At 72.2% G+C, this 16176-nt stretch carries 16 protein-coding genes; 10 read left to right on the top strand and 6 right to left on the bottom strand.

Annotated features, from left to right (window positions below; translation table 11 throughout):
* Positions 1-630 precede the first annotated feature (630 nt).
* Positions 631-1551, bottom strand: a complete 921-nt coding sequence (locus ACZ38L_RS32880; protein ID WP_465700307.1) for an NADP-dependent oxidoreductase — start codon at positions 1549-1551, stop codon at positions 631-633.
* A 113-nt stretch (positions 1552-1664) separates the two neighbouring features.
* On the opposite strand from ACZ38L_RS32880, the gene ACZ38L_RS32875 reads away from it, so the two are divergent.
* The 4 genes from ACZ38L_RS32875 to ACZ38L_RS32860 all read left to right on the top strand — a co-directional run bounded on the left by ACZ38L_RS32875 (position 1665) and on the right by ACZ38L_RS32860 (position 4634).
* Positions 1665-2237, top strand: coding sequence for a TetR/AcrR family transcriptional regulator (locus tag ACZ38L_RS32875; protein WP_465700305.1), 573 nt, complete (start codon positions 1665-1667; stop codon positions 2235-2237).
* Between the two features lie 967 nt (positions 2238-3204).
* Positions 3205-3555 (top strand): helix-turn-helix domain-containing protein, encoded by a 351-nt coding sequence (locus ACZ38L_RS32870; RefSeq protein WP_396555914.1) that lies wholly within the window; start codon positions 3205-3207, stop codon positions 3553-3555.
* Between the two features lie 84 nt (positions 3556-3639).
* Entirely contained in the window at positions 3640-4176 is a 537-nt protein-coding gene (locus ACZ38L_RS32865; RefSeq protein ID WP_465700303.1) for a hypothetical protein, read from the top strand.
* Positions 4177-4289: 113 nt separating this feature from the next.
* Positions 4290-4634, top strand: coding sequence for a DUF2516 family protein (locus tag ACZ38L_RS32860; RefSeq protein WP_465700301.1), 345 nt, complete (start codon positions 4290-4292; stop codon positions 4632-4634).
* A gap of 77 nt (positions 4635-4711) precedes the next feature.
* Here the strand turns inward: ACZ38L_RS32860 and ACZ38L_RS32855 are convergent, their stop codons facing one another.
* On the bottom strand, positions 4712-6466 hold the full coding sequence (locus tag ACZ38L_RS32855) for a PP2C family protein-serine/threonine phosphatase (protein WP_465700299.1): 1755 nt from the start codon (positions 6464-6466) through the stop codon (positions 4712-4714).
* 226 nt (positions 6467-6692) lie between these two features.
* On the opposite strand from ACZ38L_RS32855, the gene ACZ38L_RS32850 reads away from it, so the two are divergent.
* Entirely contained in the window at positions 6693-7289 is a 597-nt protein-coding gene (locus tag ACZ38L_RS32850; protein ID WP_465700297.1) for an O-acetyl-ADP-ribose deacetylase, read from the top strand.
* Between the two features lie 127 nt (positions 7290-7416).
* On the opposite strand, the gene ACZ38L_RS32845 is transcribed toward ACZ38L_RS32850, so the two are convergent.
* Positions 7417-8301: a class I SAM-dependent methyltransferase gene (locus ACZ38L_RS32845; RefSeq protein WP_465700295.1), complete on the bottom strand. Its 885-nt coding sequence runs from the start codon at positions 8299-8301 to the stop codon at positions 7417-7419.
* A 378-nt stretch (positions 8302-8679) separates the two neighbouring features.
* Between ACZ38L_RS32845 and mshA the strand changes: the two genes are divergently transcribed.
* Positions 8680-9930, top strand: coding sequence for a D-inositol-3-phosphate glycosyltransferase (gene mshA, locus ACZ38L_RS32840; RefSeq protein ID WP_465700311.1), 1251 nt, complete (start codon positions 8680-8682; stop codon positions 9928-9930).
* A 49-nt stretch (positions 9931-9979) separates the two neighbouring features.
* On the top strand, positions 9980-10531 hold the full coding sequence (locus ACZ38L_RS32835; protein ID WP_465700293.1) for a type III secretion system chaperone family protein: 552 nt from the start codon (positions 9980-9982) through the stop codon (positions 10529-10531).
* Here the strand turns inward: ACZ38L_RS32835 and ACZ38L_RS32830 are convergent.
* Positions 10461-11843, bottom strand: a complete 1383-nt coding sequence (locus tag ACZ38L_RS32830; protein WP_465700290.1) for an MDR family MFS transporter — start codon at positions 11841-11843, stop codon at positions 10461-10463. The genes ACZ38L_RS32835 and ACZ38L_RS32830 overlap by 71 nt on opposite strands.
* A 144-nt stretch (positions 11844-11987) precedes the next feature.
* Here ACZ38L_RS32830 and ACZ38L_RS32825 point away from each other — a divergent pair, with 144 nt between their 5' ends.
* On the top strand, positions 11988-12746 hold the full coding sequence (locus ACZ38L_RS32825; RefSeq protein ID WP_396555900.1) for a phosphoglyceromutase: 759 nt from the start codon (positions 11988-11990) through the stop codon (positions 12744-12746).
* 64 nt (positions 12747-12810) lie between these two features.
* Here the strand turns inward: ACZ38L_RS32825 and ACZ38L_RS32820 are convergent, their stop codons facing one another.
* Entirely contained in the window at positions 12811-12996 is a 186-nt protein-coding gene (locus ACZ38L_RS32820; protein WP_465700288.1) for a hypothetical protein, read from the bottom strand.
* A 141-nt stretch (positions 12997-13137) separates the two neighbouring features.
* The gene (phoU, locus tag ACZ38L_RS32815; RefSeq protein WP_465700286.1) at positions 13138-13812 is read right to left on the bottom strand and encodes a phosphate signaling complex protein PhoU; all 675 of its coding nucleotides are present in this window, start codon (positions 13810-13812) and stop codon (positions 13138-13140) included.
* Positions 13813-14084: 272 nt separating this feature from the next.
* On the opposite strand from phoU, the gene phoR reads away from it, so the two are divergent.
* Both phoR and phoP read left to right on the top strand, forming a co-directional pair.
* Positions 14085-15368, top strand: a complete 1284-nt coding sequence (gene phoR / locus ACZ38L_RS32810) for a two-component system sensor histidine kinase PhoR (protein ID WP_465700282.1) — start codon at positions 14085-14087, stop codon at positions 15366-15368.
* Positions 15365-16060, top strand: a complete 696-nt coding sequence (gene phoP, locus ACZ38L_RS32805; RefSeq protein WP_396555892.1) for a two-component system response regulator PhoP — start codon at positions 15365-15367, stop codon at positions 16058-16060. The genes phoR and phoP overlap by 4 nt, the downstream gene beginning before the upstream one ends.
* The last annotated feature ends 116 nt before the right edge of the window (positions 16061-16176 follow it).

Genomic DNA, 16176 nt, shown 5'->3' with positions numbered 1-16176 from the left:
ATCCGGCACTCCAACTTCATCGAGCGGACCTTCGGCGAAACCCGCCGCCGGGTCAAGGTCATCGGCCGCCTCCCCGGCGAGCACTCGTGCACCTCGCTGGTCTGGGCGGTCCTGGACCGAGCCTCACGCGGCTGGCGCGGCTTCACCATGACCCCCGCCGGCCTGCGCACCCTGTAAGACCTCCGCCGAGCCATCCTCGAACCGCCGACCCGGCTCCGGCCCCGAGGCGGCACCGCCGTGACAGCCGCCACCGAGGCCGCATAAGATCGCCGCACGGCACCCTCGTCGAGCCTTTTACACCACTCCGAGGACGCGACCCTTCGTGGCGCACTCCAGCCTCAGTGAAGGAACCACCCTGAGCCTGTGACCAGGGGGGTTCATGTTGAGTGAGACGGTTGAGGTGCGTCCGTCTCGCTCAACATGAACCACTTGGGTGTGGCAGAAACTTGACTAGGAGTGGCGGTAAGAACTCTGTCGCCAGCCGCAACCGGGCCCCACCACAGGTCACGGTCAACGATCACGGCATCGACGTGCCACCACCCACCACGCACGACCTCGTAAGTATGCGGGCTGAATTGCGAATTCAGCTTGACTGTTAATCCTGGTCGCTGAGTCCACCTCGTGCCGAGTTCACAGTGCGATCACGATTTTGCCGTGAACATGCCTCTCGGCCTGTGTCGTCACGGCTTCGCGGATCTGCTCGACCGGGAAGGTCGCCGCGATCGGAACCGTGATCTCGCCAGAATGGATCGCGTCGGCGATCCGTTCCAGGGCGCCCGGACCCGCATCGAGGGCGCCCGTCTTGCGCACACCGGGCGGCGGGGCGGGGCCGTCGGCTACGACGGAGATCCGCTGGGGTGCCACGCCGAGCTTGAGCGCGGTCTCGGCCGCCTCCCGTCCGAACAGGTCGGTTGCGGCGGTGATCCCCTCGGGTGCCAGGGCCCGTACCCGGTCCGCCAGGCCAGGGCCGTACGCCACGGGTTCGGCGCCGAGCCCGCGCAGGAATCCGAACGTGCGCTCGGAGGCGGTGCCGAGCACCCGGGCACCCGCAAGCTTCGCCAGCTGCACGGCGAAGATGCCCACGCCACCCGCCGCCCCACCGATCAGGACGGTGTCCCCGGTGCGGAGTCCGATCGCGGCGAGTGCGGCGGAGGCCGTCAGACCGGACACCGGAAGCGTGCCCGCCACCTCGTCGCCGATGCCCTCCGGGGTGGGCCACAGGTGTGCCGCGGGTGTCTTGACCAGCACGAAATCGGCGACGGACCGGCCAATCGCGGCCCCGTACACCCGGTCGCCGGTCGCGAATCCCGTGGCTACGGCGCCCACCTCGTCGACCACTCCGGCGAAGTCGCTGCCGAACCCGGCCGGCAAGGTGATGCCGAACCGCGCCGCCATGTCGGGCTGTGTGGTGATTTGCCAATCCATCGGATTCAGCCCGGCGGCCGTGACCCGGACGCGAACCTCGTCCGGTGCGGCGTGCGGCTCGGGTATCTCCTGCAGTTCGAGTACTTCGGGGCCGCCAAATCGCCGGTAACGGACAGCTTTACTCATCGGTGACCTCTCCCGGCCAGTGATGGGACTTTGTCTTATGACCGTACATCAGTGATGGGACTTTGTCCTATCGGCCGCACGCGTGATGGGATGAAGTCCCGTACACTGCTCCCATGGCTCGCTGGCAACCCGACGCACCAGGACGACTCGCCGCCGCCGCCCTCGACCTCTTCGAGGAGCACGGCTACGAGAACACGACCGTGATCGAGATCGCGGAGCGCGCGGGGCTCACCAAGAGCACGTTCTTCCGGTACTTCCCGGACAAGCGCGAGGTGCTCTTCGGCACGGGCACGGTGACCGGTCTGCTCCTCGAAGGGATCGCCTCGGCGCCGCCGGCGGCCGGGCCGCTCGACGCGGTTGCGGACGCTCTCGATGTGCTCGGCCGGACGTTCTTCACCGTCGACCGCCGCGAGTTCAGCGGCCGGCGCCAGGCCGTGCTGAACGCCAATACGGAGCTGCGTGAACGCGAAGCCCTGAAAAGGATCGACCTCACCGCCTCGATGATCGAGGCCCTCAGCCGCCGCGGAGTCCCGAGCCTGACCGCGCGCGTGGCCGCGCAACTGGGCACGCTCGTCTGGGAGATCGCCTACGATCAGTGGATTGACACCAACAACAGCGAGGGCTTCGGCCCGCTGGCACGGCAAGCGCTCGCCGAAGTACGCGCGGCCGGAGTCGTGCGCTACTGAACTTGATTGAGTGATGTCGGAGCCGTTCGGCTGACAGTCGTTGGGTGGCTGCGGTAGTCCTGTGCTGTGAGATATGCCTAGGGCTGCGGCCTGACCGACGCCGAGAGGGTCGCGCGGGAGCGGATGGCGGCGGTGCGGGCCCGGTCCAGGTAGAGGCCAGCCTGCGCCAACCGAGAGACAGGTGCCCTCGACGGTGTTTCCGGGCTCGACTCTCGCCAGACCTGCTCGGCATCCACCCTAAGTTGTCCGGCGCCCCGACTTGCTGGCCTACGGTCGGTGCTCGCCTGGCTTGGTTAACTTGAGATGGTGTCCCACCGAGTGGTGTAGCCGATCAAGGCGGCAAAAGCGCAGTTCACGACCGGAATCCCGGCTTCGGGAACCCAGTCTGGGCTGACAAGGCGTCAGCCTGTGGGCTTCAGTCCGAGGGCGCCGTCCGGTCTCCCGGCAGCTGCGCACCTGTGAAGCTTTGAGGCAAGATCGGCTACACCACTCGGCGGGACACGACCTAACTTGAGCCGCCGCGCGTTGGTGTCGATGCGTTCGGCGAGAGTGATGAGGGCGTCGCGCATCCATGGGCCTGTGCTGGAGTGTGGGCGGTAGTTGAGAGGGAACGCGCGCTCGAACTCGGCCAGAATCAAGTGGCCCCCGGCACAGCGTCCCCAGCGTGTCGGCGTACTCCAACCAGAAGTCTTCCGGATCCACCAGCCACCCCTCATTCGGTGCTGACCTGGCAGAACGACCGTAGGGCGCCCGGACTGCAGGTGGGTCAGGATGAGCGAGGCAGGTCACCAGTTGGCCGAGCTTGCCTGAGGCATCCGACTGAATGGTTCGGAACGACTGAGATTGGCTCACGTTCACTGAGGGGTGGCACTGACGCCCGCCGGCCCTCACTCGACCACGGTGACGCGCTCCGCCGAGCGCTTGCTCGCCTGCTTGCTTTTGCAAGCGCACGTGGCAGGATGGGGGCATGGCTTCACTGAACGTGGGCTCGTTGGGTGAGTACATCCGGGAGCAGCGGCGGAACGCGCAGTACTCGTTGCGCCAGTTGGCGGAGGCTGCGGGTGTGTCGAATCCGTACCTCAGCCAGATTGAGCGGGGGCTGCGGAAGCCGAGTGCGGAGATCCTGCAGCAGATCGCCAAGGCGCTACGCATCTCGGCCGAGACCCTCTACGTGCAGGCCGGGATTCTGGAGGAGCGGCCGGTGGGTGGGGCGGACCTCCGGAGCGCGATCCTGGCGGACGCCGCGATCAACGAGCAGCAGAAGCACGCGCTGCTGGCGGTGTACGAGGCCTTTGTGAAGGAGAACGCGGAGGGCTGAGCGCGGCCCGGGGGACGAGGGGGACGCGGCGGCGCGCATCGGGTGCGTCGGCCGGACGGTTCGGACGGAGAGGAAGAGCAGCAGATGCCCATCACCGACGAGATCAAGAAGACCCTGAGCGACCCCACGCCGCTCTACGCGCTGGCGGGCGCCGGGGAGCTGGCGTACGAGAAGCTGCGCGAGGTGCCCGGGCGGGTCGAGGCGCTGACCGGTGATCGCAAGGGGGCGCAGGAGCTGGCCACCGCCACCCTGCACGAGGTGCAGACGCGGTTGGCGGATGCCCAGTCCAAGGTGGTGGGGTCGGTGGGCGCCCTGCCGACCGACCTGCGGTCGTTGCAGGAGAGGGCGCAGACCCTCGCGCTGCAGCAGGTGGGCCGGGCCGCGGAACTCGCCGTCAAGGCGAAGGAGGTCTACGACGAGCTGGCCGAGCGGGGCAAGGTCGTGGTGGAGAAGGGACGTCCGGGAGGTGCGGCGGAAGCGGCCGACGCTCCGGCCGAGGTCGTGCCGCTCGACGAGCCGGTGGAGGCCGAGCTGGTCGAGGAGGGGGCGCCGGCTCAGTCCCGCAAGCCGGCCCGGCCGCGCAAGGCATCGGCCGCCGAGAAGCCCGCCGGCGGGGAGTGAGCGACGGCGCCCGGATGACGGCGCCCGAGGTTGTGGCGCGGGCGTGTGAGGATTGAGGGACACAGCCGTGGGAAGTCAGCTGTGGTGATGACGGCAAGAGCCGAGAGGAGACCGTGGTGGGTTACATCACGTACGTCAACCTGCTGAATCCGTTCTGGTGGCTCTCCATGGCCGTGATCCTCTTCAAGGCGTTCGCCCTCGTCGACGCCGCGATCCGCCGGGAGGACGCCTACCGGGCGGCGGACAAGAAGAGCAAGACCTTCTGGCTGGTCCTGCTCGCCGCCGCGCTCGGGCTGGACCTGCTCTTCGGCGCGAACATCATGGGCAGCTTCCTCACCCTGGCGGGCCTGGTCGCGGCGATCGTGTACATGGTCGACGTCCGGCCCGCGATCAAGGCGCTGACGGACGGCCGGGGCCGCGGCGACCGCCGTAACACCGGCCCGTACGGCCCCTGGTGACAGCCGGACGGTGATCACGGTATCCGCACCGCTCCCCGCTGATGGGGCCCGACGATGAAGACGGCCCTGAAGGGTGGTCAGCCCATCAGCAGGGGAGCGGGGTTGCGCTCCAGCAGCAGCACCGCCACGTCGTCCGTCAGCGCGCCGCCGTTCAACTCCTCCACCTCGGCGATCGCGCTGTCCACCAGCCGGCCGCGGCTCAGCCCGCCGGCCTGGTGGTCGCCGATCAGGCCGACCAGCCCGTCCTGGCCCAGGCGGCGCGACCCGGCGCCGACCCGACCCTCGATCAGCCCGTCGGTGTAGAGCAGCAGGCTCCAGCCGGGCTCCAGGTCAAGGTGGTACGGCGGCCAGCCGGCCGCGACGTCGTCGCAGGGCAGCAGCCCGAGGGCGGGACCCGCGTGCTCGGCCGGGACCACCACGGGCCGTCCGGTCGCGCTCATCAGCAGCGGGGCCGGGTGGCCGGCGAGGTAGACCTGGGCGTGCTCCCGGGCGGGCCGGTCCGCCTCGGCGGAGCGGGCGGCCGGCGGTCGCCCGCCGCGGTTGCCGCCGGACCTGCCGTGCGAGGGCGCGGCCTGGTCGGGCGACTCCTCCGGTGAGATGACCAGCATGCAGAGGGTCGCGAAGATCTCGTCGCTGCGCCGCTCGTGCTCCAGGACGTGCTGGAGGGTGGTGAGCAGGGTTTGGCCGGTGAGACCGGCGAAGACCAGGGTCCGCCACGCTATCCGCAGCGCGACCCCGAGCGCGGCCTCGTCCGGGCCGTGGCCGCAGACGTCGCCGATGACCACGTGCACCGAGCCGTCGTCGGTGCGCACCGCGTCGTAGAAGTCCCCGCCGAGCAGGGCGCGCCGGCGGCCCGGCCGGTAGCGGCGGGTGAAGGAGAGGTTGGCCCCGTCGAGCAGTGGGGTGGGCAGCAGGTGGCGCTGCAGCCGCGCGTTCTCCTGGCCGCGCAGCTCGGCCTCGACCAGGCGCCGCTGTGACTCGTCGGCGCGCTTGCGCTCGACGGCGTAGCGCAGGGCACGGGCCAGCAGTGGACCGTCCGTCTCAGTCTTGATCAGGAAGTCCTGGGCGCCGGCGGCCACCGCGGCGGGGCCCAGCTGAGCATCCGCGGCGTCGGTCAGCACGACCACGGCGGTGTGCGGGGCCCGGCGCAGCAGATCGCGCAGCCCGTCCAGGGGGTCGGCGGCGGGCGAGTCGGCGGCGGCGCGGTCGCCGGGGCCGGTGTCCGCGTGGTCGGAGGGCAGGGCGGAGAGCCCGGCGGCGAGGTCCACCAGCACACAACTGAACTCGACCGGTCGGGTCCACCCGCGCCGACCGGGCCCGCCGCTCGGCGGGGCCAGCAGGGTGGCCGCCTGGCTCAACCCGCGCGCCCAGTAGAGCTCGACCGGGGTGCCGCTCGCCGCGGCCAGCTCCTCGATGAGCTTCGCGTCGGAGGTGTCGCTCTCGATCACCAGGAGCTTGAGCGGTGCGGTGGACCGGTCGGTGTTGCCGGGACGGTCGGTGGACCGCGGGCCGGGGAGGGGGAGGGAGCCTGAGGATGGCACGAGGGTGGCCCCGAGGTCGGTGGACAGGACGGATGCGGCGCCGGGAGCGGAGAGTGCGGCGGCGTCGTGTGGGCCGCGTCCGGTGGGGCCGCCGAAGCCGTCGAGGCTGTTCAGCTCGGCGAGGTCGCCCGCCACCCCGGGCTTCTCCAGGCCGTCGAGGTCCTTGCGCGTGAAGGGGGTGGCTCCCGGACCGGGGCACGGCGGACTCACGCGCTGGCGCACGTCAGTGGCTGCCGGGCCGCTGTACCGGCTCTCGGCGCCGGTGCGCTGCCCGTCTCCCGTAGCGGGCACGGATGGTTCCTCCCTTTCCCTGACGGGGTAACGGCTGCGGTCCGTGCGCAGTGCCCGCACGGCGCCGCGAGTCAGGGAACTTCTCGCGACCATAACGTGATCTCTGGCCTTTTCCGTTGTTGGTCGGTGCGGATGTGGTTATTGCCACGCCCGTGGCGGGGGCGGTTGGCTGGTCCGAGGGGCTGTGGCGTGGGCCACAGCCCGACTGTGGGAGAGGGGGCTTGTCGTGACACAGATCACGTTGGTCCAGGGTGATATCACGCGGCAGCAGGTGGACGTCGTGGTCAATGCGGCCAACACGTCACTGCTGGGCGGCGGTGGGGTGGACGGTGCGATCCACCGGGCGGGTGGGCCGGAGATCCTCGCGGAGTGTCGCCGGCTCAGGGCGTCGCACTACGGCAAGGGGCTCGCGACCGGTCAGGCGGTGGCGACCACTGCGGGACGCCTGCCGGCCCGGTACGTCGTGCACACCGTGGGGCCGGTGTACCTGGTGGACGACTACGAGCGCAGGGCCGAGCTGTTGGCGTCCTGCTATCGGGAGTCGCTGCGGGTGGCGCGGGAGCTCGGCGCGCGCAGTGTGGCCTTTCCGGCGGTCTCGGCCGGGGTGTACGGCTGGCCGATGGAGGATGTGGCGAGGATCGCGCTGTCGACGGTGGCGGCGAACCTGGCCGGTGCGGAGGCGGACGAAGGAGGAGGGGAGACCGGCAGGCAGGAGGTGGCTGGGATGGAGGTGCGGTTCGTGTTGTTCGGGGCGGAGGCGTACGACGTGTTCGAGCGAGTGCGGGGCGCGCTGGGGCTCGGCCCCGCGGGGTCGGCGGTCTGATCGGGCCTGATCGAGTCAAGGAGCGTCACCAGGTGACACCCCATGGTGGACTGACCGTGCGTCAACATGCCAGAGGTATTCGATAACTCGTTCGAGTGAATCGATGGCGCCCGGCCCGGAACCTCGCTCAGGGCGCCAGCGCGACCCAGGGCAGCGTGATCTCGCCCTGCCGCCACCGCCCGCGCGCGTCCAGCAGCGGCCAGTCGCCCGCCAGCGCGGTGCACGCGGCGACCCAGCGCTGCCGGGCTCCGAACGCGCCGTAGGGCGCCGCGGCCGCCCAGGCGCGGTCGAACTCGGTGAGGAAGCGGTGCACCCGCCGGCCCGGGACGTTGTGGTGGATGAGCGCCTTGGGCAGCCGCTCGGCCAGGTCGGACGGTCGTTCGAGGCCGCCCAGTCGGGCCGCGAAGGTCACCGTCCGCGGCCCCTCGGGCCCCAGCGCCACCCAGACGTGCCGGCGGCCGATCTCGTCGCAGGTCCCCTCCACCAGCAGTCCGCCCGGTGCGAGCCGCGCGCAGAGCCGCTCCCAGACCGCCTCGACCGCCTCCTCCTCGTACTGCCGCAGCACGTTGGCGGCCCGGATCAGCTGGGCGGACCCGCCGTCCAGCGGCACCTCGAAGCCGCCGCGGCGGAAGGTCAGCGCCGGCGGCACGGCGTACGGCAGCGCGGCCGCCACCCGGGACGGCTCTATCTCTATGCCGACCATCCGGATGTCCGGCCGGGCGGCGCGCAGCCGTCCGTACAGCTCGACGGCGGTCCAGGGGGCGGCGCCGTAGCCCAGGTCCACGGCGACCGGCGGGTGGTGCGCGGCGCGCAGCGCGGGGCCGAGGGCATGGACGATCCAGCGGTCCATCCGGCGCAACCGGTTGGTGTTGGTGGTGCCGCGGGTGACGGTGCCGACCGGGCGGCGCTGGGCGGGGATGGCACCGGCGGTGCCGGCCGGGTGGGAAGTCGGGGACTTCGACGTCCGGTGTCTGGCGGGGTGCCCGAAGGAGCCGGGGTCGAAGGAAGCCATGCCCGCAGGGTACGTGGCCGACCACCCGAAGCGCCGAACCCGGTGGAAGCGTGGGCCCGCCCGGGAATGCCGCCCGCCCCCGCCGCGGTTGTCATCCTGTTGACGGGCCGACCCGGGTCCGCCGGCCGGGTACCGCGGCCCACCACGACGGCCCACCACGACGGCGCAGGACGACGAGGCAGTGCGACAGAACGAGGGACCGACCGGTACCGGCGACGCCAGCATGGGCGCGCTCGGCCGGGAGACCAGGGAGGCTTCAGCCGAGTGATCCAGCACCCCGTTGCGGCGGCGCGGCGCGATCGCCTGACCCCGCCGCCCGTGCGCGGCCGCCTGCACGCGCTCACCGGAGGCCGGGCCCGCCGCCCGCGCCGGGTCGCCATGCTGAGCGTCCACACCTCCCCGCTCCACCAGCCCGGCACCGGCGACGCCGGCGGCATGAACGTCTACATCGTGGAGCTGGCCCGGCGCCTCGCCGCGCTCAACATCGAGGTCGAGGTGTTCACCCGGGCCACCGCCTCGAACCTCCCCCCGACCGTGGAGCTGGCCCCCGGCGTGCTGGTCCGGCACGTCACCGCGGGCCCGTACGAGGGACTGGTCAAGGAGGACCTGCCCGCCCAGCTCTGCGCCTTCACCCACGGCGTGCTGCGCACCGAGGCCGGCCACCGGCCCGGCCACTACGACCTGGTGCACTCCCACTACTGGCTGTCCGGCCAGGTCGGCTGGCTGGCGGCCGAGCGCTGGGGCGTGCCGCTGGTGCACACCATGCACACCATGGCCAAGGTCAAGAACGCCGCGCTGGCCGAGGGCGACACGCCCGAGCCCGCGGCACGGGTGATCGGCGAGACGCAGGTGGTCGAGGCCGCCGACCGGCTGATCGCCAACACCGCCGACGAGGCCGACGAGCTCTCCCGGCACTACGGCGCCCGGGCCGACCAGCTCGCGGTGGTCCACCCCGGGGTCAACCTGGACGTCTTCCGCCCCGGCGACCGACGGGCCGCCCGGGCCCGGCTGGGCCTGCCGGCGGAGGCCGCGGTGCTGCTCTTCGCCGGCCGGATACAGCCACTGAAGGGCCCGGACGTGCTACTCAGAGCGGTCGCCGCGCTGTTGGAGCAGCGGCCGGAGCTGCGCGAGCGGCTGGTCGTCCCGGTGGTCGGCGGGCCGTCGGGGACGGGCCTGGCGAAGCCGCAGGGCCTGCAGAAGCTCGCCGCCCAGCTGGGGATCGGGGACGTGGTGCGGTTCCACCCGCCGGTGGGCCAGACCGAGCTGGCCGAGTGGTACCGGGCGGCCACCGCGCTGGTGATGCCCTCGTTCAGCGAGTCCTTCGGCCTGGTGGCGCTGGAGGCGCAGGCCTGCGGCACGCCGGTGGTGGCGGCGGCGGTCGGCGGGCTGCCGGTGGCGGTCCGGGACGGCGAGACCGGCCGGCTGGTCGACGGGCACGACGAGCGGGACTGGGCCCGGGCGCTGGAGCCGTACGTGGAGCGGTCCGAGCTGGTGGCCCGGCAGGGCGCGGCGGCGGCCCGCCGCGCGGTGGAGTTCGGCTGGGGCGCGTCCGCCGCCGCGACGGCGGAGGTGTACGCGGGCGCGCTGGCCCGCCCGGCCGGGCGGCTCGGCAGCCGCCGTCGGCACTGAGCGGACCGACGGCTGCGCCCGCCCCTACCAACGGGTAACGTCACCTGCCATGGCAACCCGTACCAAGGACGAGGCCCTCACCCTGCTCGGCGCCGCGCTCGACGAGGCCGGCGTGCCGTGGGAGCCCGCCGTCGGCGACCGCTACACCCTGGTCGCCACCCTCCCCGGCACCCGCAAGCTCAGCACCACCTGCGCGCTGCGGGTGGGCGACCACACCCTCTCGCTGAACGCCTTCGTGATCCGCCGCCCGGACGAGAACCACGAGGCCGTCTTCCGGTGGCTGCTGGAGCGCAACACCCGGCTGTACGGCATGGCGTACGCGGTGGACGCGCTCGGCGACGTCTACCTGACCGGCCGGCTGCCGTTGGAGGCGCTCTGCGCGGACACCGTGGACCGGCTGCTCGGCACCGTGCTGGAGAACGCCGACGAGCCGTTCAACACGCTGCTGGAGCTGGGCTTCGCCTCGGCGATCCGCCGGGAGTGGGAGTGGCGGACCAAGCGTGGGGAGTCCACCCGCAACCTGGCGGCCTTCACGCACCTGGCCCGGCCGGAGCAGGAGTCCCGGCGGGAGTGGCCTCAGGAGCCGCCGCGGCAGGGCTGACCGGACGGGCCACCCGGCCCAGCGTCAGGTAGCCGATCGCCGCGAGCGTCCCCAGCACCGCGCAGGCGCCCCAGACCGTCCGGCCGCCCGCGTGCTGCAGCAGGAAGCCGCCCGCGGCCGGGCCCAGGAAGGACGCCCCGGACCAGGCGAGCGAGAAGACGCCCTGGTAGCGCCCGCGCGCACCGGCCGGCGAGAGCTCCGCGACCAGCCCCATGCTGGCCGGTGCCTGGACGATCTCGCCGACCGTCCAGACCGCCACGCTCGCCGCGTAACAGAGCGCCGAGGCTCCGGCGAAGGCGGTCAGCCCGAAGCCCCACCCGGTCAGCAGCGCCCCGGCGACCAGCAGCCGGGTGCGGTCGTGGTGCTTGACCAGCCGGGTCACCGGGATCTGCAGCACCACGATCAGCAGCCCGTTCAGGCCGATCACCAGCCCGTACCGGGCGGTGCTCAGGCCGGCCTCGCTCATGCCGACCGCCAGCGTGGTGCTGCCCTGCTGGTAGACCAGGGCGAGCAGGAAGGTCACCCCGACCAGCAGCATGAAACCCCGGTCGCGGAAGACCGTCCGCAGACCGACCCGCCGCTCCGCCGGCTCCGACGAAGTGGCGGCGGGCCCCTCGGCCGGCCGGCTCTCCGGGATCCGGCCGAACACCACCACCGCGCAGAGCAGCGTGGACAGCGCGTCCGCCACGAAGAGCGTCAGGTAACCGTGCTCCGCCACCAGCCCGGCCACCGCCGCCGAGACGCCGAACCCGATGTTGACCGCCCAGTAGTTGAGTGCGTAGGCCCGGACCCGGTCCGCGGCCGGCACCACGTCCGCGATCACCGCCGCGACGGCCGGGCGCGAGGCGTTGCTGCTCAGTCCGACCAGCAGCGCCACCGCCGCGATCACCAGCTGCCCGTGGGCGAAACCCAGCGCCGCGGTGCTGGCCGCGGTGAGCAACTGGGCGGTCAGCAGGGTGGGTCGCCGGCCGATCCGGTCGGTGAGCACCCCGCCGATGATCGCTCCGACGCCCGCGCCGAGCCCGAAGAGCGAGGCGACCAGGCCGGCGTAGGAGGCGGAGTACCCGCGATCGACGGTGAGGTAGAGCGCCAGGAACGGCACCACGAAGCCGCCGAGCCGGTTGATCAGCGTCGAGGTCCAGAGCCACCAGAAGGCCCGGGGGAGTCCGCCGACCGACTCGGCGGCGGCCCGGCGCAGCCGGTCGGCGCGGCGAGCCGGACCCCCGGCCGTCGACGGCTCGGGGGCGGACGGCTCGGGGGCGGACAGCTCGGGGGCGGACGGACTGGACGCGGACGGACCGGGCACGGGCATGAGGGCTCCCCCGACGGCGGGCGTCCCGCGCCCGGGCGTGGGGACCGGAGCGCGGGTCGGTAAGTGGCACAACTGGCATGCGCAACTTACTCCAAGGTCTTTGGGCCCGGCCACCTGTTATTCGCCTCTATTAAGCTGTGCCGCATGGCTGACACGACCTACCGACTCATCCTGCTCCGCCACGGCGAGAGCGAGTGGAACCAGAAGAACCTGTTCACCGGCTGGGTCGACGTCGACCTCAACGAGAAGGGCGAGAAGGAGGCCGCGCGCGGCGGCGAGCTGCTCGCCTCCGAGGGCCTCTTCCCGGACGTGGTGCACACCTCGCTGCTGCGCCGCGCCATCCGCACCTCGCAGATCGCGCTGGACAAGGCCGACCGCCACTGGATCCCGGTCAGCCGCAGCTGGCGGCTGAACGAGCGCCACTACGGCGCCCTGCAGGGCAAGGACAAGGCACAGACCCTGGCCGAGTTCGGCGAGGAGCAGTTCCAGCTCTGGCGCCGCTCGTACGACACCCCGCCGCCGGTGCTGGCCGACGGCAGTGAGTTCTCGCAGTCCGACGACCCGCGCTACGCCGACATCCCGAGCGAGCTGCGCCCGCGCACCGAGTGCCTCAAGGACGTCGTCGAGCGGATGCTGCCGTACTGGTACGACGCGATCGTGCCGGACCTGGCCGCGGGCAGGACCGTGCTGGTCACCGCGCACGGCAACAGCCTGCGCGCGCTGGTGAAGCACCTGGACGGGATCTCCGACGAGGCCATCGCCGGCCTCAACATCCCCACCGGCATCCCGCTGGTCTACGAGCTGGACGCGGACTTCAAGCCGGTCGCCAAGGGTGGCCGCTACCTGGACGCCGAGGCCGCCGCGGCCGCCATCGAGGCCGTGAAGAACCAGGGCAAGAAGTAAGGCACTGAACGACGAAGGCCCCCGCACGGATGCGGGGGCCTTCGTCGTTCAGCGGTGACGACGGTCAGTGTCCGCCGCAGCAGCCCCCGTCCGCGCCGCCGCACTGGCAGGGCGCGCCGGACTGGCAGCCGCAGCCGCAGCCGGGCCCGCAGCCACAGGCGCCGAGCAGCAGGAGCGTCGGCCGGGTGCGGCAGCGGGCCGGCTCGGCGGGGCGGGGAGTGGGGACGGTCCGGGTGGGGGTGGTGGTCATGCTGCGGAGCCCTCCTCGATCAGGTGGGCAGAGTGCCTCTGCCCACCCCTTGAGTGAAGCCCTCCTCCGGAAGGGGCGTCAACGGGCGCGCAGGGGTGGGGAGTCGGTGCCCCCGTGCGCCCCCGCGCCTGATCCCGCGGGTTACTCGCCGGCCGTGCTCTCCGCCTTGAACTCGTCCGCGTGCTCACCGGTCACCAGGAAGACCACCCGCTTGGCGACCGAGACCGCGTGGTCGGCGAAGCGCTCGTAGTACCGGCCGACCAGGGTGACGTCCACCGCGGTCTCGATGCCGTGCTGCCAGCGATCGTCGATCAGGTGTGCGAACAGCTCGCGGTGCAGCTCGTCGATCGCGTCGTCGTCGCGCTCCAGCTCCAGTGCCGCCTCGACGTCCTTGGTGGCGATCACCTGGCCGGCCTTGGCCACCAGCCGCTGGGCGAGCTGGCCCATCTCCAGCAGGATGGGGTGCAGGTCGTTGGGCACCGCGGTGTGCGGGTAGCGCAGCCGGGCCACCTTGGCGACGTGCCGGGCCAGGTCGCCGCAGCGCTCCAGATCGGCGCTCATCCGCAGCGAGGTGACCACGATCCGCAGGTCGGTGGCGACCGGCTGCTGCCGGGCCAGCAGGTCGATCGCCCGGGTCTCCAGGTCGTGGTGGAGCGCGTTGACCTTGTCGTCCGCCGCGATCACGCTCTCGGCCAGGGCCAGGTCGGCGTCGAGCAGCGCGGTGGTGGCCCGGCCCATCGCCGAACCGACCAGCCGGGCCATCTCGACCAGGCTGTCGCCGATCGAGTCGAGTTCCTCGTGGTAGGTGTCGCGCATCGCTGTCCTCTCTCCTTACTGCCTGGCTGTGTCGGTGGCGGTGCCGACCGGGCGGTCCACGGCGGGGCGGACGGCCGCTGCCGATGGCGGGCACTGTACGCGCGCCACCGACCCACACGGGCCGCGCGGATCAGCCTGGGCCGTCCGGGCGACCAGCCACGGCCGAGGCAGTGAACCAGCGGCTACCTGAAGGTGAATTCTCGGCAACGGGCGGCCAATGCCTTGATCTGACGCTTTCAGCGGGCCAGGACCTTGCGCTTAGGCTGGTCGGCATGGACGTGAATGTGGCTGCCGCCGCTGCCTGCGCCATCGCCGGGCTCGGCGTCGGTCTCACGGCCGCCATCGCCTTCCGTTGGAGCGAGCGCGAACAGTCCCGGGGCAGCAGGAGCGGCAACGGCAGGCGAAGCGCCGGTTCGGCGGTGCCCTCCCCCCTTCCGGAGCCGGCTCTCCCGCCGGGTGTGGACACCGTGCTGTCCGTGCTGCGCTCCTGCGCGATCGTGCTCGGCGACGGCGACGAGGTGGTCAAGGCCAGCTCGGCCGCGTACTCGATGGGCCTGGTCCGCGGTGGCGCGGTGGCGGTCGAGCCGATGCTCGCGCTGGCCCGGGCGACCCGCCGGGACGGCGAGATCCGCCAGGTCGAGCTGGACGTGCCGCGGCCGGGCGTGGCCCGGACCGGCGAGCCGCTGGCGGTCTCGGTCCGGGTCGCCCCGCTGGGCTCCCGGCTGGTGCTGGTGCTGGTCGAGGACCTCACCGAGCGCAAGCGGATCGAGGCGGTCCGGCGCGACTTCGTGGCCAACGTCAGCCACGAGCTGAAGACCCCGGTGGGGGCGCTCTCGCTGCTCTCCGAGGCGGTCGCCGACGCGTCCGACGACCCGGAGGCGGTCCAGCGCTTCGCCGGCCGGATGCAGATCGAGGCGACCCGGCTGGCCAGCCTGGTGCAGGAGATCATCGACCTCTCCCGGGTCCAGGACGACCAGCTGCTGATGGATCCGGAACCGGTGCCGGTGGACGAGCTGATCGCCGAGGCGATGGACCGCTGCCGCCAGCAGGCCTCCGCCAAGCAGATCCACATCGCCGCGGGCGGCATCGCCGGCCTCTACCTGCACGGCAACCGCGGCCAGCTGGCCGCGGCACTCGGTAACCTGGTCGAGAACGCCGTCAACTACAGCCCGCCGCGGACCCGGGTGGCGATCGCCACCCGCCGGATAGCCAGCGCCGCCGCGATCGGCGAGGCCGACGGCGAACTGATCGAGATCTCGGTGACCGACCAGGGCATCGGCATCTCGGAGAAGGACCGCGAGCGGATCTTCGAACGCTTCTATCGGGTGGATCCGGCCCGCTCCCGGGCGACCGGCGGGACCGGCCTCGGGCTCTCCATCGTCAAGCACGTGGCGGCCTCGCACGGCGGGACCGTCTCGGTCTGGAGCGTCGAGGGCCAGGGCTCCACCTTCACCGTCCGGCTCCCCGCCGGACAGAACCCCGCGTCGGCCGCGCCGGCGCAGGACGACCGACCGACAACCGCAACCCCCATTCCTGCCCCGGAGGCCCGATCGTGACCCGAGTACTGGTGGTCGAGGACGAGGAGTCGTTCAGCGACGCCCTCTCGTACATGCTCCGCAAGGAGGGCTTCGAGGTGGCCGTCGCCGCCACCGGGCCCGACGCGCTGGAGCAGTTCGAACGGAACGGCGCCGACCTGGTGCTGCTCGACCTGATGCTGCCCGGGCTGCCCGGCACCGAGGTCTGCCGTCAGCTCCGGGTGCGCTCCAACGTGCCGGTGATCATGGTGACCGCCAAGGACAGCGAGATCGACAAGGTGGTCGGGCTGGAGATAGGTGCCGACGACTACGTCACCAAGCCGTACTCCACCCGCGAGCTGGTCGCCCGGATCCGCGCGGTGCTCCGCCGCCGCGGCGAGGACGGTGGCCCGGGCACCGACGGCGCCGGCCCCGGCGCGCTGGAGGCGGGCCCGGTCCGGATGGACGTGGACCGGCACGTGGTGACCGTGGACGGCGGCAAGGTCGACCTGCCGCTCAAGGAGTTCGACCTGCTGGAGATGCTGCTGCGCAACGCCGGCCGGGTGCTCACCCGGATGCAGCTGATCGACCGGGTCTGGGGTGCGGACTACGTCGGGGACACCAAGACCCTGGACGTGCACGTCAAGCGGCTGCGGGCGAAGATCGAGCCGGACCCGGGCGCGCCGCGCTACCTGGTCACCGTGCGAGGCCTGGGCTACAAGTTCGAGCCGTAAACCGCTCGAGCCGACGGCCGAGGGCGGGGGGGGGGAGGCGGGGGGGGGGGGGGGGGGGGGGGGGGGGGGGGTGGGAGGGCGCACGGCTGTGCCTCCCTTTCCAGGTTTTCGACTTT

The organism is Kitasatospora sp. NPDC024654 (genome assembly GCF_055559155.1).
Note: the sequence above shows the minus strand (reverse complement) of the source record. Positions and strands in the feature narration are given on the sequence as shown.